A 13,538-nucleotide genomic window follows, 5' to 3' on the forward strand; every position below is an offset into this window, starting at 1 on the left:
GGCAGAAAGTGCGGCGGGCTGCACCCTTTACCCCCGCAGCCGGTTAATGCAGCGTCAGCACCAGATCCCAGGGCAGATAGATAAGATTAAACACCGCCATGCCGCACAGCGCAAACAGCGTCAGCATCATGCCATACTTGCGTCCGGCAAGCGCGCTGCGGCGCAGCCCCTGCGCATGAATGACCCGCCCGGCGAAAAAGATCAGACCGGTGAGATGCACCATCCAGATATCGGCACCGTTCATCTCCATCATCACCAGCAGCAGCAGCGCCAGCGGAATGGTTTCTATGGCGTTGCCGTGAATGCGTATCGCCACGCGCAGATCGTGAAAGCCCCCGTCGCCGAAAGCGACCCGATAGTGACGACGATAGCGCACCACGTCCAGCGCGAACTTCATCACCATCAATACGCCCAGTACCACATATAACGCGCTAATCATGTTTATCCTCTTTTATCAGAACAGCGACGCCTGCTGCGGCCAGGCGGGGCCGCTGCCGATAGCGGCGTCGATAGCCTGCAGCTGCGGCCATAAACGCTGCACCAGCGGAAACACCTGGCCCATATCCGGCGTGTGGATAAAGAACAGCGCATCGCCCTCTGCCTGCCATTGTGCCAGCTTTTCGCGCCAGACCTGAAAATATCGGTCGCTCTCGTCAACGTCGTCGCTGCCGATAAAGCGCACCATCGGCAGCTCGCCGGTACGCACCGCATGAGGAGGCACGCGCGGCTTTTGCTCGCGCGCATGCAGGGCTGCGGGGCTTTGCGATGTTGAGGCGTGCACCGGACGGCTGTCTAAAATCACCCGGTTGACGCCGCGCGCCTGCAGGCCCTGATTAAGCGCGCGCTCCGCCTCGCCCTTGGCGAAAAAAGCGGCGTGGCGCACTTCGACGCCATAGCTGAAGCGGCGCGGAAGACCATCGAGAAAGCGCCAGAGATCGGCAAGCTGCGCGGGCGAAAAGGTGGCGGGCAGCTGCAGCCAGTACTGTCCGATGCGGTCGGCCAGCGGATCGAGCAGACGCAAAAAATCACTCAGCAGGTCGTCGGTGTGCTGAAGCTGCGCCCGATGGCTGATGGTCTGCGGAAATTTAAAGCAGAAGCGGAAGTCGTCATGGGTCATATCGCGCCAGCGCTGAACGGTGTCGGGCGCGGGCAGCGCATAAAGCGTGGTGTTGCCCTCCACGCAGTGGAACAGACGGGCATAATCAGCCAGACTCTCAATGCCCCAGCGTTTCCAGTGCGAATGCTGCCACTGCGGCAGGCCAATACGAAGGGTCACGGCCTCTCCTTTCCTGTGAACGTTGCTCTCTAGAGTAGCCTGTTTAGCCGGGGGAGGAAAAACAGACGACGAAATGCGCGGTTTGGCGCGGCTCTACTTATCCTGCCTGCCTTTTTCCATTATAATGGCCGCCTTTTTTGCGGCAGCATCTCAAATGGTTACGCGGCCTGATGCTGCAGGCAGCAGCGGCAAAGTTAAAAGGATACGTTATGCGTACAGAATATTGCGGACAGCTCAATCTGTCTCATGTGGGTCAGCAAGTCACTCTTTGCGGCTGGGTCAACCGCCGTCGCGATCTGGGAAGCCTGATTTTTATCGACATGCGCGACCGCGAAGGTATCGTGCAGGTCTTCTTCGATCCCGATCGTCAGGAGGCTTTTCAGCTGGCGTCTGAGCTGCGCAACGAATTCTGCATCCAGATCACCGGCACCGTTCGCGCACGCGACGAGAAGAACAAAAATGCCGAGATGGCCACGGGCGAAGTAGAAGTGTTCGCTGAGGCGCTGACCATTATCAACCGCGCCGAACCGCTGCCGCTCGATTCCAATCAGATCAACAGCGAAGAAGCGCGTCTGAAGTACCGCTACCTCGATCTGCGCCGTCCTGAAATGGCGCAGCGCCTGAAGACCCGCGCGAAGATTTCCAGCTTTGTGCGCCGCTTTATGGACAGCGAAGGCTTCCTTGATATCGAAACCCCGATGCTGACCAAGGCGACGCCGGAAGGCGCGCGCGACTATCTGGTGCCGAGCCGCGTGCATAAAGGCAAATTCTATGCGCTGCCGCAGTCGCCGCAGCTGTTTAAACAGCTGCTGATGATGTCTGGCTTCGATCGCTACTATCAAATCGTGAAGTGTTTCCGCGATGAAGACCTGCGCGCTGACCGCCAGCCGGAATTTACCCAGATCGATATCGAAACGTCGTTTCTCACCGCGCCGCAGGTGCGTGAGATCAACGAACGCATGATCCGCCAGCTGTGGCAGGAAGTAAAAGGGGTCGATCTCGGCGAGTTCCCGCAGATGACCTTTGCTGAAGCGATGCGTCGTTACGGTTCCGACAAGCCCGATCTGCGTAACCCGATGGAGCTGGTGGACGTCGCCGATCTGCTGAAAAATGTTGAATTCCAGGTGTTCGCCGGTCCGGCCAACGACGCCAAAGGCCGCGTCGCCGCGCTGCGCGTGCCTGGCGGCGCGCAGCTGAGCCGCAAGCAGATTGACGAATACGGCAAATTTGTAGAGATCTACGGCGCGAAAGGGCTGGCGTGGATGAAGGTTAACGCGCGCGCTGACGGCCTCAACGGCGTACAGAGCCCGGTAGCTAAATTCCTCAACGAAGAGATCGTAGAGGCGATTCTGAGCCGTACCAGCGCCGCTGACGGCGATCTGATCTTCTTCGGTGCCGATCGTGCCAAAGTGGTGGCGGACGCGCTGGGTGCGCTGCGCCTGAAAGTGGGCCGCGATCTGCAGATTACCAACGACAGCGCCTGGGCGCCGCTGTGGGTGATCGATTTCCCGATGTTCGAAGAGGATGATGAAGGCGGTCTGGCGGCGATGCACCATCCGTTTACGTCGCCGAAAGAGATGACGGCAGAAGAACTGGCGGCCGATCCGCTGAGCGCGGTCGCGAACGCTTACGATATGGTCATCAACGGCTACGAAGTGGGCGGCGGTTCCGTACGTATCCACAGCGGCAAAATGCAGCAGGCAGTGTTCACCATTCTGGGTATTGAAGAGCACGAGCAGCGCGAGAAATTCGGCTTCCTGCTCGACGCGCTGAAATATGGCACGCCGCCGCACGCGGGCCTGGCTTTCGGTCTGGATCGTCTGACCATGCTGCTGACCGGCACTGAGAACATCCGCGACGTGATCGCCTTCCCGAAAACCACTGCGGCGGCCTGTCTGATGACCGAAGCGCCAAGCGAAGCTAATCCGGCTGCGCTGGCAGATCTGGGCATCCAGCTCGCGCCGAAGAAAGAAAAGTCAGAGAATAAGTAATGGGCTATAAACATCCGGTATCGGTTCTGGTAGTGATTTTCGCGCAGGATACCGGCCGGGTGTTAATGCTGCAGCGACGCGATGACAGCGGCTTCTGGCAGTCGGTCACCGGCAGTCTGGAGGCGGGGGAAACCCCGATGCAGGCGGCGCGGCGCGAAGTGCTGGAAGAGCTGGCCATCGACGTCGCGGGTGAAAAGCTGGCGCTGGAAGATTGCCATAAAGAGATCGAATTCGAGATCTTTCCGCACTATCGCCATCGCTACGCGCCAGGCGTGACGCACAATCGCGAACACTGGTTCCGCCTGGCGCTGCCTGCCGAGCGGCAGCCGACGCTCAGCGAACATCTCGCCGCGCGCTGGCTCGATCCCGCCGCTGCCGCAGCCCTTACCAAGTCCTGGAGCAATCGCCAGGCGATTGAAGAGTTTATTTAGCTGCCCGCCGTGTCTGTTCCGGCGGCATTCTGGATCGTAAAAAATTGGCGCACTCCCACCGGAGTGTACCTTGAGACTTAAACAGTCAGGCGTTATCAGCGCCGCGAGGTTGTTCACCGCCAGCGCAGCAGCCAAAGCGTACTTCTGTACGTGAGGATGACTCGCAAAGCTCGCCCCTTCAGGGGCGTTCAAGTTGTAAACAACTTGTGCGAGCACGGCCGGGGAAGAAAATCGCAAGCAAGATAGCCTGTACGATGCCTAAACTGGAGAAAAGATCTAATGGCTGGTCATAGTAAATGGGCGAATACCAAGCACCGCAAGGCGGCTCAGGACGCCAAGCGCGGTAAAATTTTCACCAAAATTATTCGTGAACTGGTTACTGCCGCGAAACTCGGCGGCGGTGACGCAGCGTCCAACCCGCGTCTGCGCGCCGCCATGGACAAAGCCCTGTCCAACAACATGACGCGTGACACCATGAACCGCGCTATCGCGCGCGGCGTGGGCGGCGAAGATGATTCCAATATGGAAACCATCATCTATGAAGGTTACGGTCCTGGCGGTTCGGCGGTGATGGTGGAGTGCCTCAGCGACAACCGCAACCGCACCGTAGGCGAAGTGCGTCACGCCTTCACCAAAACCGGCGGCAACCTGGGCACCGACGGTTCGGTCTCCTACCTGTTCAGCAAGAAGGGCGTCATCTCCTTCGCGCCGGGCCAGGATGAAGACAGCGTAATGGAAGCGGCGCTGGAAGCGGGTGCAGAAGATGTGGTGAGCTATGACGACGGCGCGATCGACGTCTTTACCGCATGGGAAGAGCTGGGCGCGGTGCGCGATGCGCTGGAAGCTACCGGCCTGAAAGCGGATACCGCTGAAGTCTCGATGATCCCCTCTACCAAAGCGGAACTGGATGCCGAAACTGCGCCGAAGCTGCTGCGCCTGATCGACATGCTGGAAGACTGCGACGACGTGCAGGAAGTCTACCATAACGGCGAAATCTCCGACGAGGTTGCGGAAACGCTGTAATGGCGTTCCCGTTTAGCCTGCACACCGGAGACGCGGCATGGCGATAATTCTGGGCATCGATCCCGGCTCGCGCGTGACCGGCTACGGTGTGATTCGTCAAACCGGCCGCCAGCTCACTTACCTGGGCAGCGGCTGTATCCGCACCAATACCACGGAGCTGCCGGCGCGTCTGAAGCTGATCTATGCGGGCGTCACCGAGATCATCACGCAGTTCTCGCCGGACTTCTTCGCTATCGAGCAGGTCTTTATGGCGAAGAATGCCGATTCGGCGCTCAAGCTGGGGCAGGCGCGCGGCGCGGCGATCGTCGCGGCGGTGAATCTCGATCTGCCGGTGTTTGAGTATGCCGCGCGTCAGGTGAAGCAGACTGTCACCGGCACCGGCGGGGCGGAGAAGAGCCAGGTACAGCATATGGTGCGCACCTTGCTCAAGCTGCCTGCCAATCCGCAGGCGGACGCCGCCGATGCGCTGGCGATCGCGATTACGCACTGCCACGTCAGCCAGAACGCGACGCGCATCAGCGACACTAAACTGCTGCTGACGCGCGGGCGTCTGCGTTCAGGCTAACCGGCTGCGCGGGTTTTCCCTGACGACGGTCGGGCCGACAAGCCGGAAAGCGCGCTAAGTCAATAAATTCAGGCTGGATATTCATCCAGCCTTTTTTATGTTATAAATCCCGCCACATTCGTTGATTAAGGAAGCGTTCAGGTGATAGGTCGTTTACGGGGCAATATTCTGGAAAAGCAGCCGCCGCTGGTGCTGATTGAAGCGCACGGCGTGGGTTATGAAGTGCATATGCCGATGACCTGTTTTTATGAGCTGCCTGAACTTAACCATGAAGCGGTGATCTTTACTCACTTTGTGGTGCGTGAAGACGCGCAGCTGCTGTTCGGCTTCAACAACAAACAAGAGCGCGCGCTGTTTCGCGAGCTGATTAAAACCAACGGCGTCGGCCCTAAGCTGGCGCTGGCGATCCTCTCCGGCATGTCGGCGCAGCAGTTCGTGACGGCGGTGGAGAAAGAGGAGATTGCCGCGCTGATCAAACTGCCGGGCGTCGGCAAGAAAACCGCTGAGCGCCTGGTGGTCGAGATGAAAGACCGCTTTAAAGGGCTGCATGGCGATCTCTTCTCCGGCGAATCCGCCTTTACCCTTACCGCGCCAGATGCCGAGCCTGCAAGTAATGATGCCGAGGCGGAAGCGGTTGCGGCGCTGGTGTCGCTGGGTTATAAACCGCAGGAAGCCAGCCGCATGATCAGTAAGGTTGGCAAGCCTGACGCAGACTGCGAAACCCTGATCCGGGAAGCGCTGCGCGCCGCCATTTGAGGTAAGTCATGATTGAAGCCGACCGTCTGGTCTCCGCCGCCAGCTATAACGAAGAAGAGAATCTCGACCGCGCTATTCGCCCTAAACTGCTGTCGGAGTATGTGGGCCAGCCGCAGGTGCGCGAACAGATGGAAATTTTCATCAAGGCGGCGAAACTGCGCGGCGATGCGCTGGATCACCTGCTGATTTTCGGCCCGCCAGGGCTGGGGAAAACGACGCTGGCGAATATTGTCGCCAACGAAATGGGCGTCAATTTACGCACCACCTCTGGTCCGGTGCTGGAGAAGGCGGGCGATCTGGCAGCGATGCTGACCAACCTCGAGCCGCACGACGTGTTGTTTATCGATGAGATCCACCGCCTGTCGCCGGTAGTGGAAGAGGTGCTTTATCCGGCGATGGAAGATTATCAGCTGGATATTATGATTGGCGAAGGCCCGGCTGCGCGCTCTATCAAGCTCGATCTGCCGCCCTTTACGCTGATTGGCGCCACCACGCGTGCCGGTTCGCTCACCTCGCCGCTGCGCGACCGCTTCGGCATCGTGCAGCGCCTGGAGTTTTATAACGTGCCGGACCTGCAGCACATCGTCAGCCGCAGCGCCGCCTGTCTGGGCCTGCCGCTGAGCGAAGAAGGCGCGCTGGAAGTGGCGCAGCGCTCGCGCGGCACGCCGCGTATTGCAAACCGCCTGCTGCGCCGCGTGCGCGACTTCGCTGAGGTGCGCGCCAACGGCGAGATGAGCGGCAACGTCGCGGCCAGCGCGCTCGACATGCTTAACGTTGACAGCGAAGGCTTCGATTATATGGATCGCAAGCTGCTGCTGGCGATTATCGACAAGTTCACCGGCGGGCCGGTGGGGCTGGATAACCTGGCGGCCGCCATCGGCGAAGAGCGGGAAACCATTGAAGATGTGATTGAGCCCTTCCTGATCCAGCAGGGCTTTATTCAGCGCACGCCACGCGGCCGTATGGCCACGCAGCATGCCTATCGCCACTTTGGCATAGCGCGTAACGAGTAATCAGACGGCGGGTTTGCGCGCCATGCTGAGGATAAACAGCAACGCGGCGCTCAGCACCACCGATGGACCGGCAGGCGTATCGTAGAAGGCGGAGAAGGTGAGGCCGCCCGATACGGCGAGTATGCCGACAATCACCGCCAGGCCCGCCATTTGCTCCGGCGAGCGCGAAAAGCGGCGCGCCGTCGCGGCGGGAATAATCAGCAACGAGGTGATGATCAGCGCGCCGACGAATTTCATCGCTACGCCAATGGTCAACGCCGTCACCAGCATCAGGATCAGGCGGGTGCGCTGAATATTGACGCCATCCACCTGCGCCAGCTCCGGACTGATGGTCATCGACAGCAGCGCGCGCCACTGCCACGCCATCACCGCCAGCACCAGGATCACGCCCGCGCCCATCCTCCATAAATCATCAGGCGTGACCGCCAGCAGATCGCCGAACAGATAGGCCATCAGGTCGACGCGCACGTTCGACATCAGGCTGACCACCACCAGACCCAGCGACAGCGCGCTGTGCGCCATAATGCCCAGCAGGGTATCGATCGCCAGGTGCGGCCGACGCTCAAGGAATACCAGCCCCAGCGCCAGGCAGACGGTCACCAGGATAACGGCATAGTAGGGATTGATGTTCAGCAGCAGGCCAAAAGCGACGCCCAGCAGCGAAGCGTGCGCCAGCGTATCGCCGAAGTAGGACATTTTGCGCCAGACCACGAACGATCCCAGCGGCCCGGCCGCCAGCGCCAGCATCACGCCGCCCAGCCAGCCCGGTAATAACAATTCAATCATGATGGACCCTGTTTTCTGCGTAGCACGATACGTCCCTGAAGATCGTGACGATGATTATGGTGATGACGGTAAATAGCCAGCTGCTGCGCGCCGCTCGGGCCGAACATGGCGATAAATTCCGGATGCTGCGACACCGCCTCCGGCGTGCCGGAGCAGCAGATATGGTGATTCAGGCAGAGCACCTCATCGGTTTTTGCCATCACCAGATGCAGATCGTGGGAGACCATCAGCACGCCGCAGTTAAGCTCGTGGCGCAGCTGGTCGATCAGATCGTAAAGCGCCACCTGGCCGTTCACGTCGACGCCCTGCGTCGGTTCGTCCAGCACCAGCAGCTGCGGCTGATTGAGCAGGGCGCGCGCCAGCAGCACGCGCTGCGTTTCTCCGCCCGAGAGCTTTTGCAGCGGCGCTTTCAGCAGATGACCAGCCTGCACGCGCTTTAGCGCCGGCAGCACGTCGGCGCGTTTCGCACCGCGGGTCAGCAGCATAAAACGCTCAACGGTGACCGGCAGCGTCGGATCGATATGCAGTTTTTGCGGCACATAGCCAATGCGCAGCGCCGGGTCGCGCTTCACCTGACCTGAGGTCGGCTCCAGCAGTCCCAGCACCACGCGCACCAGCGTGGATTTCCCGGCGCCGTTAGGGCCGAGCAGCGTAAGGATGCGTCCGGGCATCAGTGTCAGGCTAATGCCTGACAGCACGGGACGGCGTGCAAAATGCACAGAGATGTTTTCAAGCGTGACGAGTGAGGTCATGTTATTTACAGGTTGCGCAGAATTTCGAATGTTATAATATCACATCCCATCCCCAGGTCACGATGGAATGATGCATTATGTTACACATTAATAAGCGTACAGTTTTTACCCTTTCTGCGCTGGCGCTGGCCGCCTCGCTCTCTCTTCCTGCGCAGGCGAATGTCGTCGCCTCGATTAAGCCTTTGGGGTTTATCGCCGCCGCCATCGCTGATGGCGTCACGCCGGTGGATGTGCTGCTGCCGGATGGCGCCTCCGAACACGATTACTCGCTGCGTCCTTCTGACGTAAAACGTATAAAAAACGCAGACTTAGTGGTGTGGATCGGCCCGGAAATGGAGGCATTTATGACAAAGCCAGCCGCTGAATTACCCGCCAGTAAAAACCTTGAAATCGCCGATATGCAGGCGGTTAAGCCGTTGCTGCTGAAGGGCGGCGAAGACGACGATGACGATCACGACGCCGCCGCGCACCAGGGCGATGAAGCGCATGATGAAGCGGGACATCAACATCATCATGGAGAGTTTAATATGCATCTCTGGTTGTCGCCGCAAATATCCAGGCTAGCGGCGGTTGCAATCCATAGCAAATTATTGGAACTTATGCCCGAAAGCAAAGCCAAACTTGACGCTAATCTCCAGCAGTTCGAAAGCGAACTGGCGGTTACCGACAAGCACATTAGCGCGCAACTCGCGCCGGTCAGCAACAAAGGGTATTTCGTTTTTCATGACGCTTACACCTATTTTGAAAAACACTACGGCCTCTCGCCCAGCGGGCATTTTACCGTAAACCCTGAAATTCAGCCGGGCGCACAGCGTCTACATCAAATTCGAACACAGTTGGTTGAGCAGAAGGCCGTTTGCGTCTTTGCTGAGCCACAATTCAGGCCAGCCGTCATCGATGCGGTTGCCCGCGGAACGCAAGTGCGCAAAGGCACACTGGATCCGCTGGGGACGAATATCAGCCTTAGTCAGGACAGCTATGTGAAGTTTCTTTCACAGCTGTCAGGTCAGTATGCGAGCTGCCTGAATGGAGCATGAGGAATAGGTAAAAGTGCAGCAGATAGCCCGCTCTGTCGCCCTCGCATTTAACAATTTGCCGCGCCCCCACCGCGTTATGCTGGGGACTTTAACCGTTGCTACTCTGGCCGTCGCCGTCTGGCGGCCTTATATCTACCATCCCGCCGATGATGCGATGCCGATCGTTAAAAGCATCGAACTGGATAAAAATCAACTGCGTACGCTGCTGCCAGAGGCCAGCGAACCGATTGATCAAACCACCTCCGAACCTGAAGAGGAACTGCCCGGCGACGACATCGACAGCGATGTGCCGGACGTAGCGGGAACGCATGAATATACCGTCTCTTCCGGCGATACGCTGAGCAGCGCCCTAAATCAGTACGGCATCGATCTGGGCGACATCAACGCGCTGGTGAGCAGCGATAAAGAGCTGCGCAGCCTGCAGGTCGGCCAGCAGCTGAGCTGGACCTTAACCGATGACGGCGCTTTGCAGTCTCTCACATGGGATATCAACCGTCGTGAAACCCGCGTCTATCAGCGCGGTGATAACGGCGCATTCACCATGCAGACCAAAATGCAAAAGGGTGAGTGGCAGAACAGCGTATTAAAAGGCGAGGTGCATGGCAGCTTCGCCAGCAGCGCGCAGCGTGCCGGCCTGACCAGCAGCGAAGCCAGCGCGGTGATCAAAGCGCTGCAGTGGCAAATGGATTTCCGCAAGCTGCACTCTGGAGATGAGTTCAGCGTGCTGATGTCGCGTGAAATACTCGACGGCAAGAGCGCGCAGAGCCAGCTGCTTGGGGTGCGCCTGCGCTCCGGCGACAAAGACTACTACGCTTTCCGCGCCGAAGATGGCAAGTTCTACGATCGCAACGGTTCCGGTCTGACGCGCGGCTTTATGCGCTTTCCAACCGTGAAGCAGTATCGCGTCTCCTCTAACTTCAACCCGCGTCGCCTTAATCCGGTGACGGGCCGTATCGCGCCGCATAAAGGCGTGGACTTCGCGCTGCCGGTCGGCACGCCGGTGCTGGCGGTCGGCGACGGAGAGGTGGTAATGGCGAAAAACGGCGGCGCGGCAGGCAATTATGTGGCTATTCGCCACGGCCGTCAGTATATGACGCGCTATATGCACCTGAAAAAGGTGCTGGTGCAGCCGGGCGAGAAGGTAAAGCGCGGCGATCGTATCGCTCTGTCGGGTAATACCGGCCGCTCCACCGGACCGCATCTCCATTTTGAAATCTGGATCAATAACCAGGCGGTCAATCCGCTGACGGCGAAACTGCCGCGTATGGAAGGCCTGACCGGCAAAGAGCGCAGCGATTATCTGGCGCAGGTGAAAACCAATCTGCCACTGTTGCGCCTTGAGTAATCCGCTCGCAACGCTACGCCATAAGACCGACGCATAACGCGTCGGTTTTTCCATTCCGCATCGGGGATTGCAAATTTACCTGTCGCCACTATCATTAGCGCGTCATTGATTGAGGCGAGTGCATGGAAACCCCAAAAAAAAAGAATATTGAGTTTATTCCCGTTTTTGAACGTTCTTTCCTGAAACCGAAATACTGGGGCGGCTGGCTGGCAATCGGCGCGCTGGCGGGCATGGCGATGCTACCGGCGAAGGTGCGCGATCCGCTGCTCGGCAGGCTGGGAAAAATGGCGGGTAAACTGGCTAAGGGTGCCCGTCGTCGCGCGCTGATCAATCTTTATTACTGTCTGCCGGAGCTGAGCGAAGCGGAACGCAGCGATATTGTCGATGAGATGTTCGCCACGGCGCCGCAGGCAATGGCGATGATGGCGGAACTGGGCATGCGCGATCCGGCGCGGATCCGCCAGCGCGTCGACTGGCACGGCCGTGAAATCATTGACCAGCTGCAGGCGGAAAAGCAGAACGTTATTTTCCTCGTGCCCCACGGCTGGGCAGTGGATATTCCCGCTATGCTGCTCGCCTCGGAAGGGCAGATGATGGCGGCGATGTTTCATAACCAGAGCGATCCGCTGCTCGATTATGTCTGGAACCGGGTGCGGCGTCGTTTCGGTGGCCGTATGCATGCCCGCAACGACGGCATCAAACCTTTTATTAGCTCTGTGCGCCAGGGCTACTGGGGCTATTACCTGCCCGATCAGGATCACGGCGCCGAACACAGCGAGTTTGTCGACTTCTTCGCCACCTACAAAGCGACGCTGCCCGCGCTTGGCCGTCTGATGAAGGTGTGCCGCGCGCGCGTGGTGCCGCTGTTTCCGGTTTATAACAGCAAGACGCACCGGCTGGAAATCTATGTGCGTCCGCCGATGGATGACCTGCTGGAAGCGGACGACAACACGCTGGCGCGCCGCATGAACGAAGAGGTTGAAGTCTTCGTTCGCCCTCATCCAGAGCAGTACACCTGGATCTTAAAGCTGCTGAAGACGCGTAAAGAGGGCGATATCGAGCCCTATAAGCGCAAAGAGCTCTATCCAAGAAAATAGAAGAAAGGCCGCAACGGCAGACGGCTGAGCAGCTTGCTATGTGAGTAGCATGGGTCGAAGAGCAAAGCGTCCCGCGACAGGGATGTCGCGGGCCGAGCGAGCATGGATGCCTTGAGCGACTTTGCGATCGAACCATGCTACTCGCATTCGCACTGTAACCTAAACTTCCACTACCTGCGCGCGCCGCTTGCGCTCGCGTAGAAACAGCGTCACCAGCACAAACCAGAGCACGCCGCTGATGAAGTTGATCAGGCTAAACCAGGGCGTCCCGCCGTTAAAATACCCGCTTTTCGCCAGCTCAATACCGATCGCCAGCGTCAGGATGCTGATCATCCCCAGCATAGCCGCAACGCTGCCTTTGCCCGCGTCGCTGGCGTAGAGCGTCAGGCGATAAAGCCCGGCGTTAACCATCCCCGCGCCAAAGGCGTACAGACTCAGTCCGGCGGTCAGAAACAGGTAGCTGTGGCTGTTCAGCAGGTTCGCCAGCAGCGCGATGCCCAGCCCAGCGAGAATCGGCCAGGCGGCGAACTTCACCGGCTGCTCAATGGGAACGCGCCCGGCCAGCTTGCCCAGCGTAATATTCCCGGCAATCATCGCCAGAAACACCGGCAGCTGCAGCAGGGCATAGTGCATACGCGACAGATGTTCCTCATGCATCAGGATCACCGGCGAGAGCGCCACCCAGGTCAGAATGGGGATAAACACCAGCCCGATGGCGAAAGAGCCCAGCATCACCATCCGGTCGCGCGCCAGCTGGCGATAGGTGCGCGCCAGCTGCGGCAGCGCTATCGAGTGGCTTCGGTCGCCCGCGGTCTCAGGCATTACGCGCCACAGAATAATAAAGGCGAGGGCGCTGAGCAGGGCGAACAGCCAGAACATACTGCGCCAGCTCGCTGCCGTCAGCCATGCGGCGCCCGCCAGCGGGCCAGCCAGCGGCGCCAGCAGCGCGACGTTCGCCATCAGCGCCATAACGCGTACCGCCAGCGCCTCGTCAAAGGCTTCCTGAATCGCCGCATAACTGACCGCGCCAATAAAGCAGAGGCTAATGCCCTGAATAAAGCGCAGCGCGACAAATTCTCTGATGGAACCGACCCAGGTGGTCAATACGCAGGCCGCAATGAAAAAGAGAATGCCGCCCAGCATCACCGGGCGACGGCCATATTTATCGGAGAGCGGACCAAGCAGCCACTGCAGCACCACGCCGCCAAGCAGGTAGGCGGTCAGCGATGTCGACACCCACTCTGGGCCGACGGCGAACTCCTGGGTGACCAGCAGCATACCGGGCTGGATCATGTCGTGAGCGATATAGGTGGCGAATTCAAACAGCACCAGCGCCAGCGGAAACAGCAGCAGGCCTGCCGTGAGTTTGCTGACGGGTTGATAGCGCGGCATCCAGACTCCTTTTAGAAAAATAAAACGCGACCGCCAGGCGGTCGCGTTGTTTACAGCTTCAGAACAGCGGCTGG

14 protein-coding genes are annotated in these 13,538 nt (G+C 59.2%); 9 read left to right on the forward strand and 5 right to left on the reverse strand.

Annotated features, from left to right (window positions below):
- Positions 1–43: 43 nt before the first annotated feature.
- Both D7S44_RS08395 and D7S44_RS08400 read right to left on the reverse strand, forming a co-directional pair.
- Positions 44–439: an MAPEG family protein gene (locus tag D7S44_RS08395; protein WP_120453827.1), complete on the reverse strand. Its 396-nt coding sequence runs from the start codon at positions 437–439 to the stop codon at positions 44–46.
- 15 nt (positions 440–454) lie between these two features.
- Positions 455–1,276, reverse strand: coding sequence for a DUF72 domain-containing protein (locus D7S44_RS08400; RefSeq protein ID WP_120453829.1), 822 nt, complete (start codon positions 1,274–1,276; stop codon positions 455–457).
- A gap of 209 nt (positions 1,277–1,485) precedes the next feature.
- On the opposite strand from D7S44_RS08400, the gene aspS reads away from it, so the two are divergent.
- The 6 genes from aspS (at position 1,486) to ruvB (ending at position 7,055) form a co-directional block, all read left to right on the forward strand.
- Positions 1,486–3,267 carry an aspartate--tRNA ligase gene (aspS, locus tag D7S44_RS08405; protein ID WP_120453831.1) on the forward strand — a complete coding sequence of 594 codons (1,782 nt, stop codon included), beginning with the start codon at positions 1,486–1,488 and terminating at the stop codon, positions 3,265–3,267.
- Positions 3,267–3,698 (forward strand): dihydroneopterin triphosphate diphosphatase, encoded by a 432-nt coding sequence (nudB, locus tag D7S44_RS08410; protein ID WP_120453833.1) that lies wholly within the window; start codon positions 3,267–3,269, stop codon positions 3,696–3,698. Before aspS ends, nudB begins: the two co-directional genes overlap by 1 nt.
- Positions 3,699–3,977: 279 nt before the next feature.
- The gene (locus tag D7S44_RS08415) at positions 3,978–4,721 is read left to right on the forward strand and encodes a YebC/PmpR family DNA-binding transcriptional regulator (protein ID WP_033746507.1); all 744 of its coding nucleotides are present in this window, start codon (positions 3,978–3,980) and stop codon (positions 4,719–4,721) included.
- Between the two features lie 37 nt (positions 4,722–4,758).
- Entirely contained in the window at positions 4,759–5,286 is a 528-nt protein-coding gene (gene ruvC / locus D7S44_RS08420; RefSeq protein ID WP_120453835.1) for a crossover junction endodeoxyribonuclease RuvC, read from the forward strand.
- Between the two features lie 141 nt (positions 5,287–5,427).
- Positions 5,428–6,042, forward strand: a complete 615-nt coding sequence (gene ruvA / locus D7S44_RS08425; RefSeq protein ID WP_120453837.1) for a Holliday junction branch migration protein RuvA — start codon at positions 5,428–5,430, stop codon at positions 6,040–6,042.
- Positions 6,043–6,050: 8 nt separating this feature from the next.
- Positions 6,051–7,055, forward strand: a complete 1,005-nt coding sequence (gene ruvB, locus D7S44_RS08430; protein ID WP_120453839.1) for a Holliday junction branch migration DNA helicase RuvB — start codon at positions 6,051–6,053, stop codon at positions 7,053–7,055.
- On the opposite strand, the gene znuB is transcribed toward ruvB, so the two are convergent.
- Together znuB and znuC are read right to left on the reverse strand one after the other, a co-directional pair.
- Positions 7,056–7,841, reverse strand: coding sequence for a zinc ABC transporter permease subunit ZnuB (gene znuB, locus D7S44_RS08435; protein ID WP_120453841.1), 786 nt, complete (start codon positions 7,839–7,841; stop codon positions 7,056–7,058). It lies immediately after the preceding gene.
- Positions 7,838–8,593: a zinc ABC transporter ATP-binding protein ZnuC gene (gene znuC, locus D7S44_RS08440; protein WP_120453843.1), complete on the reverse strand. Its 756-nt coding sequence runs from the start codon at positions 8,591–8,593 to the stop codon at positions 7,838–7,840. The genes znuB and znuC overlap by 4 nt, the downstream gene beginning before the upstream one ends.
- Positions 8,594–8,670: 77 nt before the next feature.
- Between znuC and znuA the strand changes: the two genes are divergently transcribed.
- From znuA to lpxM, 3 genes are all read left to right on the forward strand, one after another.
- A complete protein-coding gene (gene znuA / locus D7S44_RS08445) occupies positions 8,671–9,630 on the forward strand; it encodes a zinc ABC transporter substrate-binding protein ZnuA (RefSeq protein WP_120453845.1) in 960 nt (319 codons plus the stop codon).
- A gap of 13 nt (positions 9,631–9,643) precedes the next feature.
- Entirely contained in the window at positions 9,644–10,975 is a 1,332-nt protein-coding gene (gene mepM, locus D7S44_RS08450) for a murein DD-endopeptidase MepM (protein WP_120453847.1), read from the forward strand.
- A 122-nt stretch (positions 10,976–11,097) separates the two neighbouring features.
- Positions 11,098–12,072 (forward strand): lauroyl-Kdo(2)-lipid IV(A) myristoyltransferase, encoded by a 975-nt coding sequence (gene lpxM / locus D7S44_RS08455; protein ID WP_120453849.1) that lies wholly within the window; start codon positions 11,098–11,100, stop codon positions 12,070–12,072.
- A gap of 159 nt (positions 12,073–12,231) precedes the next feature.
- Here the strand turns inward: lpxM and D7S44_RS08460 are convergent, their stop codons facing one another.
- A complete protein-coding gene (locus D7S44_RS08460) occupies positions 12,232–13,464 on the reverse strand; it encodes an MFS transporter (RefSeq protein ID WP_120453851.1) in 1,233 nt (410 codons plus the stop codon).
- Positions 13,465–13,538 lie beyond the last annotated feature (74 nt).

Source organism: Pantoea piersonii (genome assembly GCF_003612015.1).
Lineage (GTDB): Bacteria > Pseudomonadota > Gammaproteobacteria > Enterobacterales > Enterobacteriaceae > Pantoea > Pantoea piersonii.

Coding starts and splice junctions, on each gene's coding strand:
- znuC (WP_120453843.1), bottom strand. CDS start 8,593: ATGACCTCACTCGTCACGCTTGAAAACATCTCTGTGCATTTTGCACGC.
- aspS (WP_120453831.1), top strand. CDS start 1,486: ATGCGTACAGAATATTGCGGACAGCTCAATCTGTCTCATGTGGGTCAG.
- ruvB (WP_120453839.1), top strand. CDS start 6,051: ATGATTGAAGCCGACCGTCTGGTCTCCGCCGCCAGCTATAACGAAGAA.
- znuA (WP_120453845.1), top strand. CDS start 8,671: ATGTTACACATTAATAAGCGTACAGTTTTTACCCTTTCTGCGCTGGCG.
- nudB (WP_120453833.1), top strand. CDS start 3,267: ATGGGCTATAAACATCCGGTATCGGTTCTGGTAGTGATTTTCGCGCAG.
- D7S44_RS08460 (WP_120453851.1), bottom strand. CDS start 13,464: ATGCCGCGCTATCAACCCGTCAGCAAACTCACGGCAGGCCTGCTGCTG.
- ruvC (WP_120453835.1), top strand. CDS start 4,759: ATGGCGATAATTCTGGGCATCGATCCCGGCTCGCGCGTGACCGGCTAC.
- znuB (WP_120453841.1), bottom strand. CDS start 7,841: ATGATTGAATTGTTATTACCGGGCTGGCTGGGCGGCGTGATGCTGGCG.
- D7S44_RS08415 (WP_033746507.1), top strand. CDS start 3,978: ATGGCTGGTCATAGTAAATGGGCGAATACCAAGCACCGCAAGGCGGCT.
- lpxM (WP_120453849.1), top strand. CDS start 11,098: ATGGAAACCCCAAAAAAAAAGAATATTGAGTTTATTCCCGTTTTTGAA.
- D7S44_RS08395 (WP_120453827.1), bottom strand. CDS start 439: ATGATTAGCGCGTTATATGTGGTACTGGGCGTATTGATGGTGATGAAG.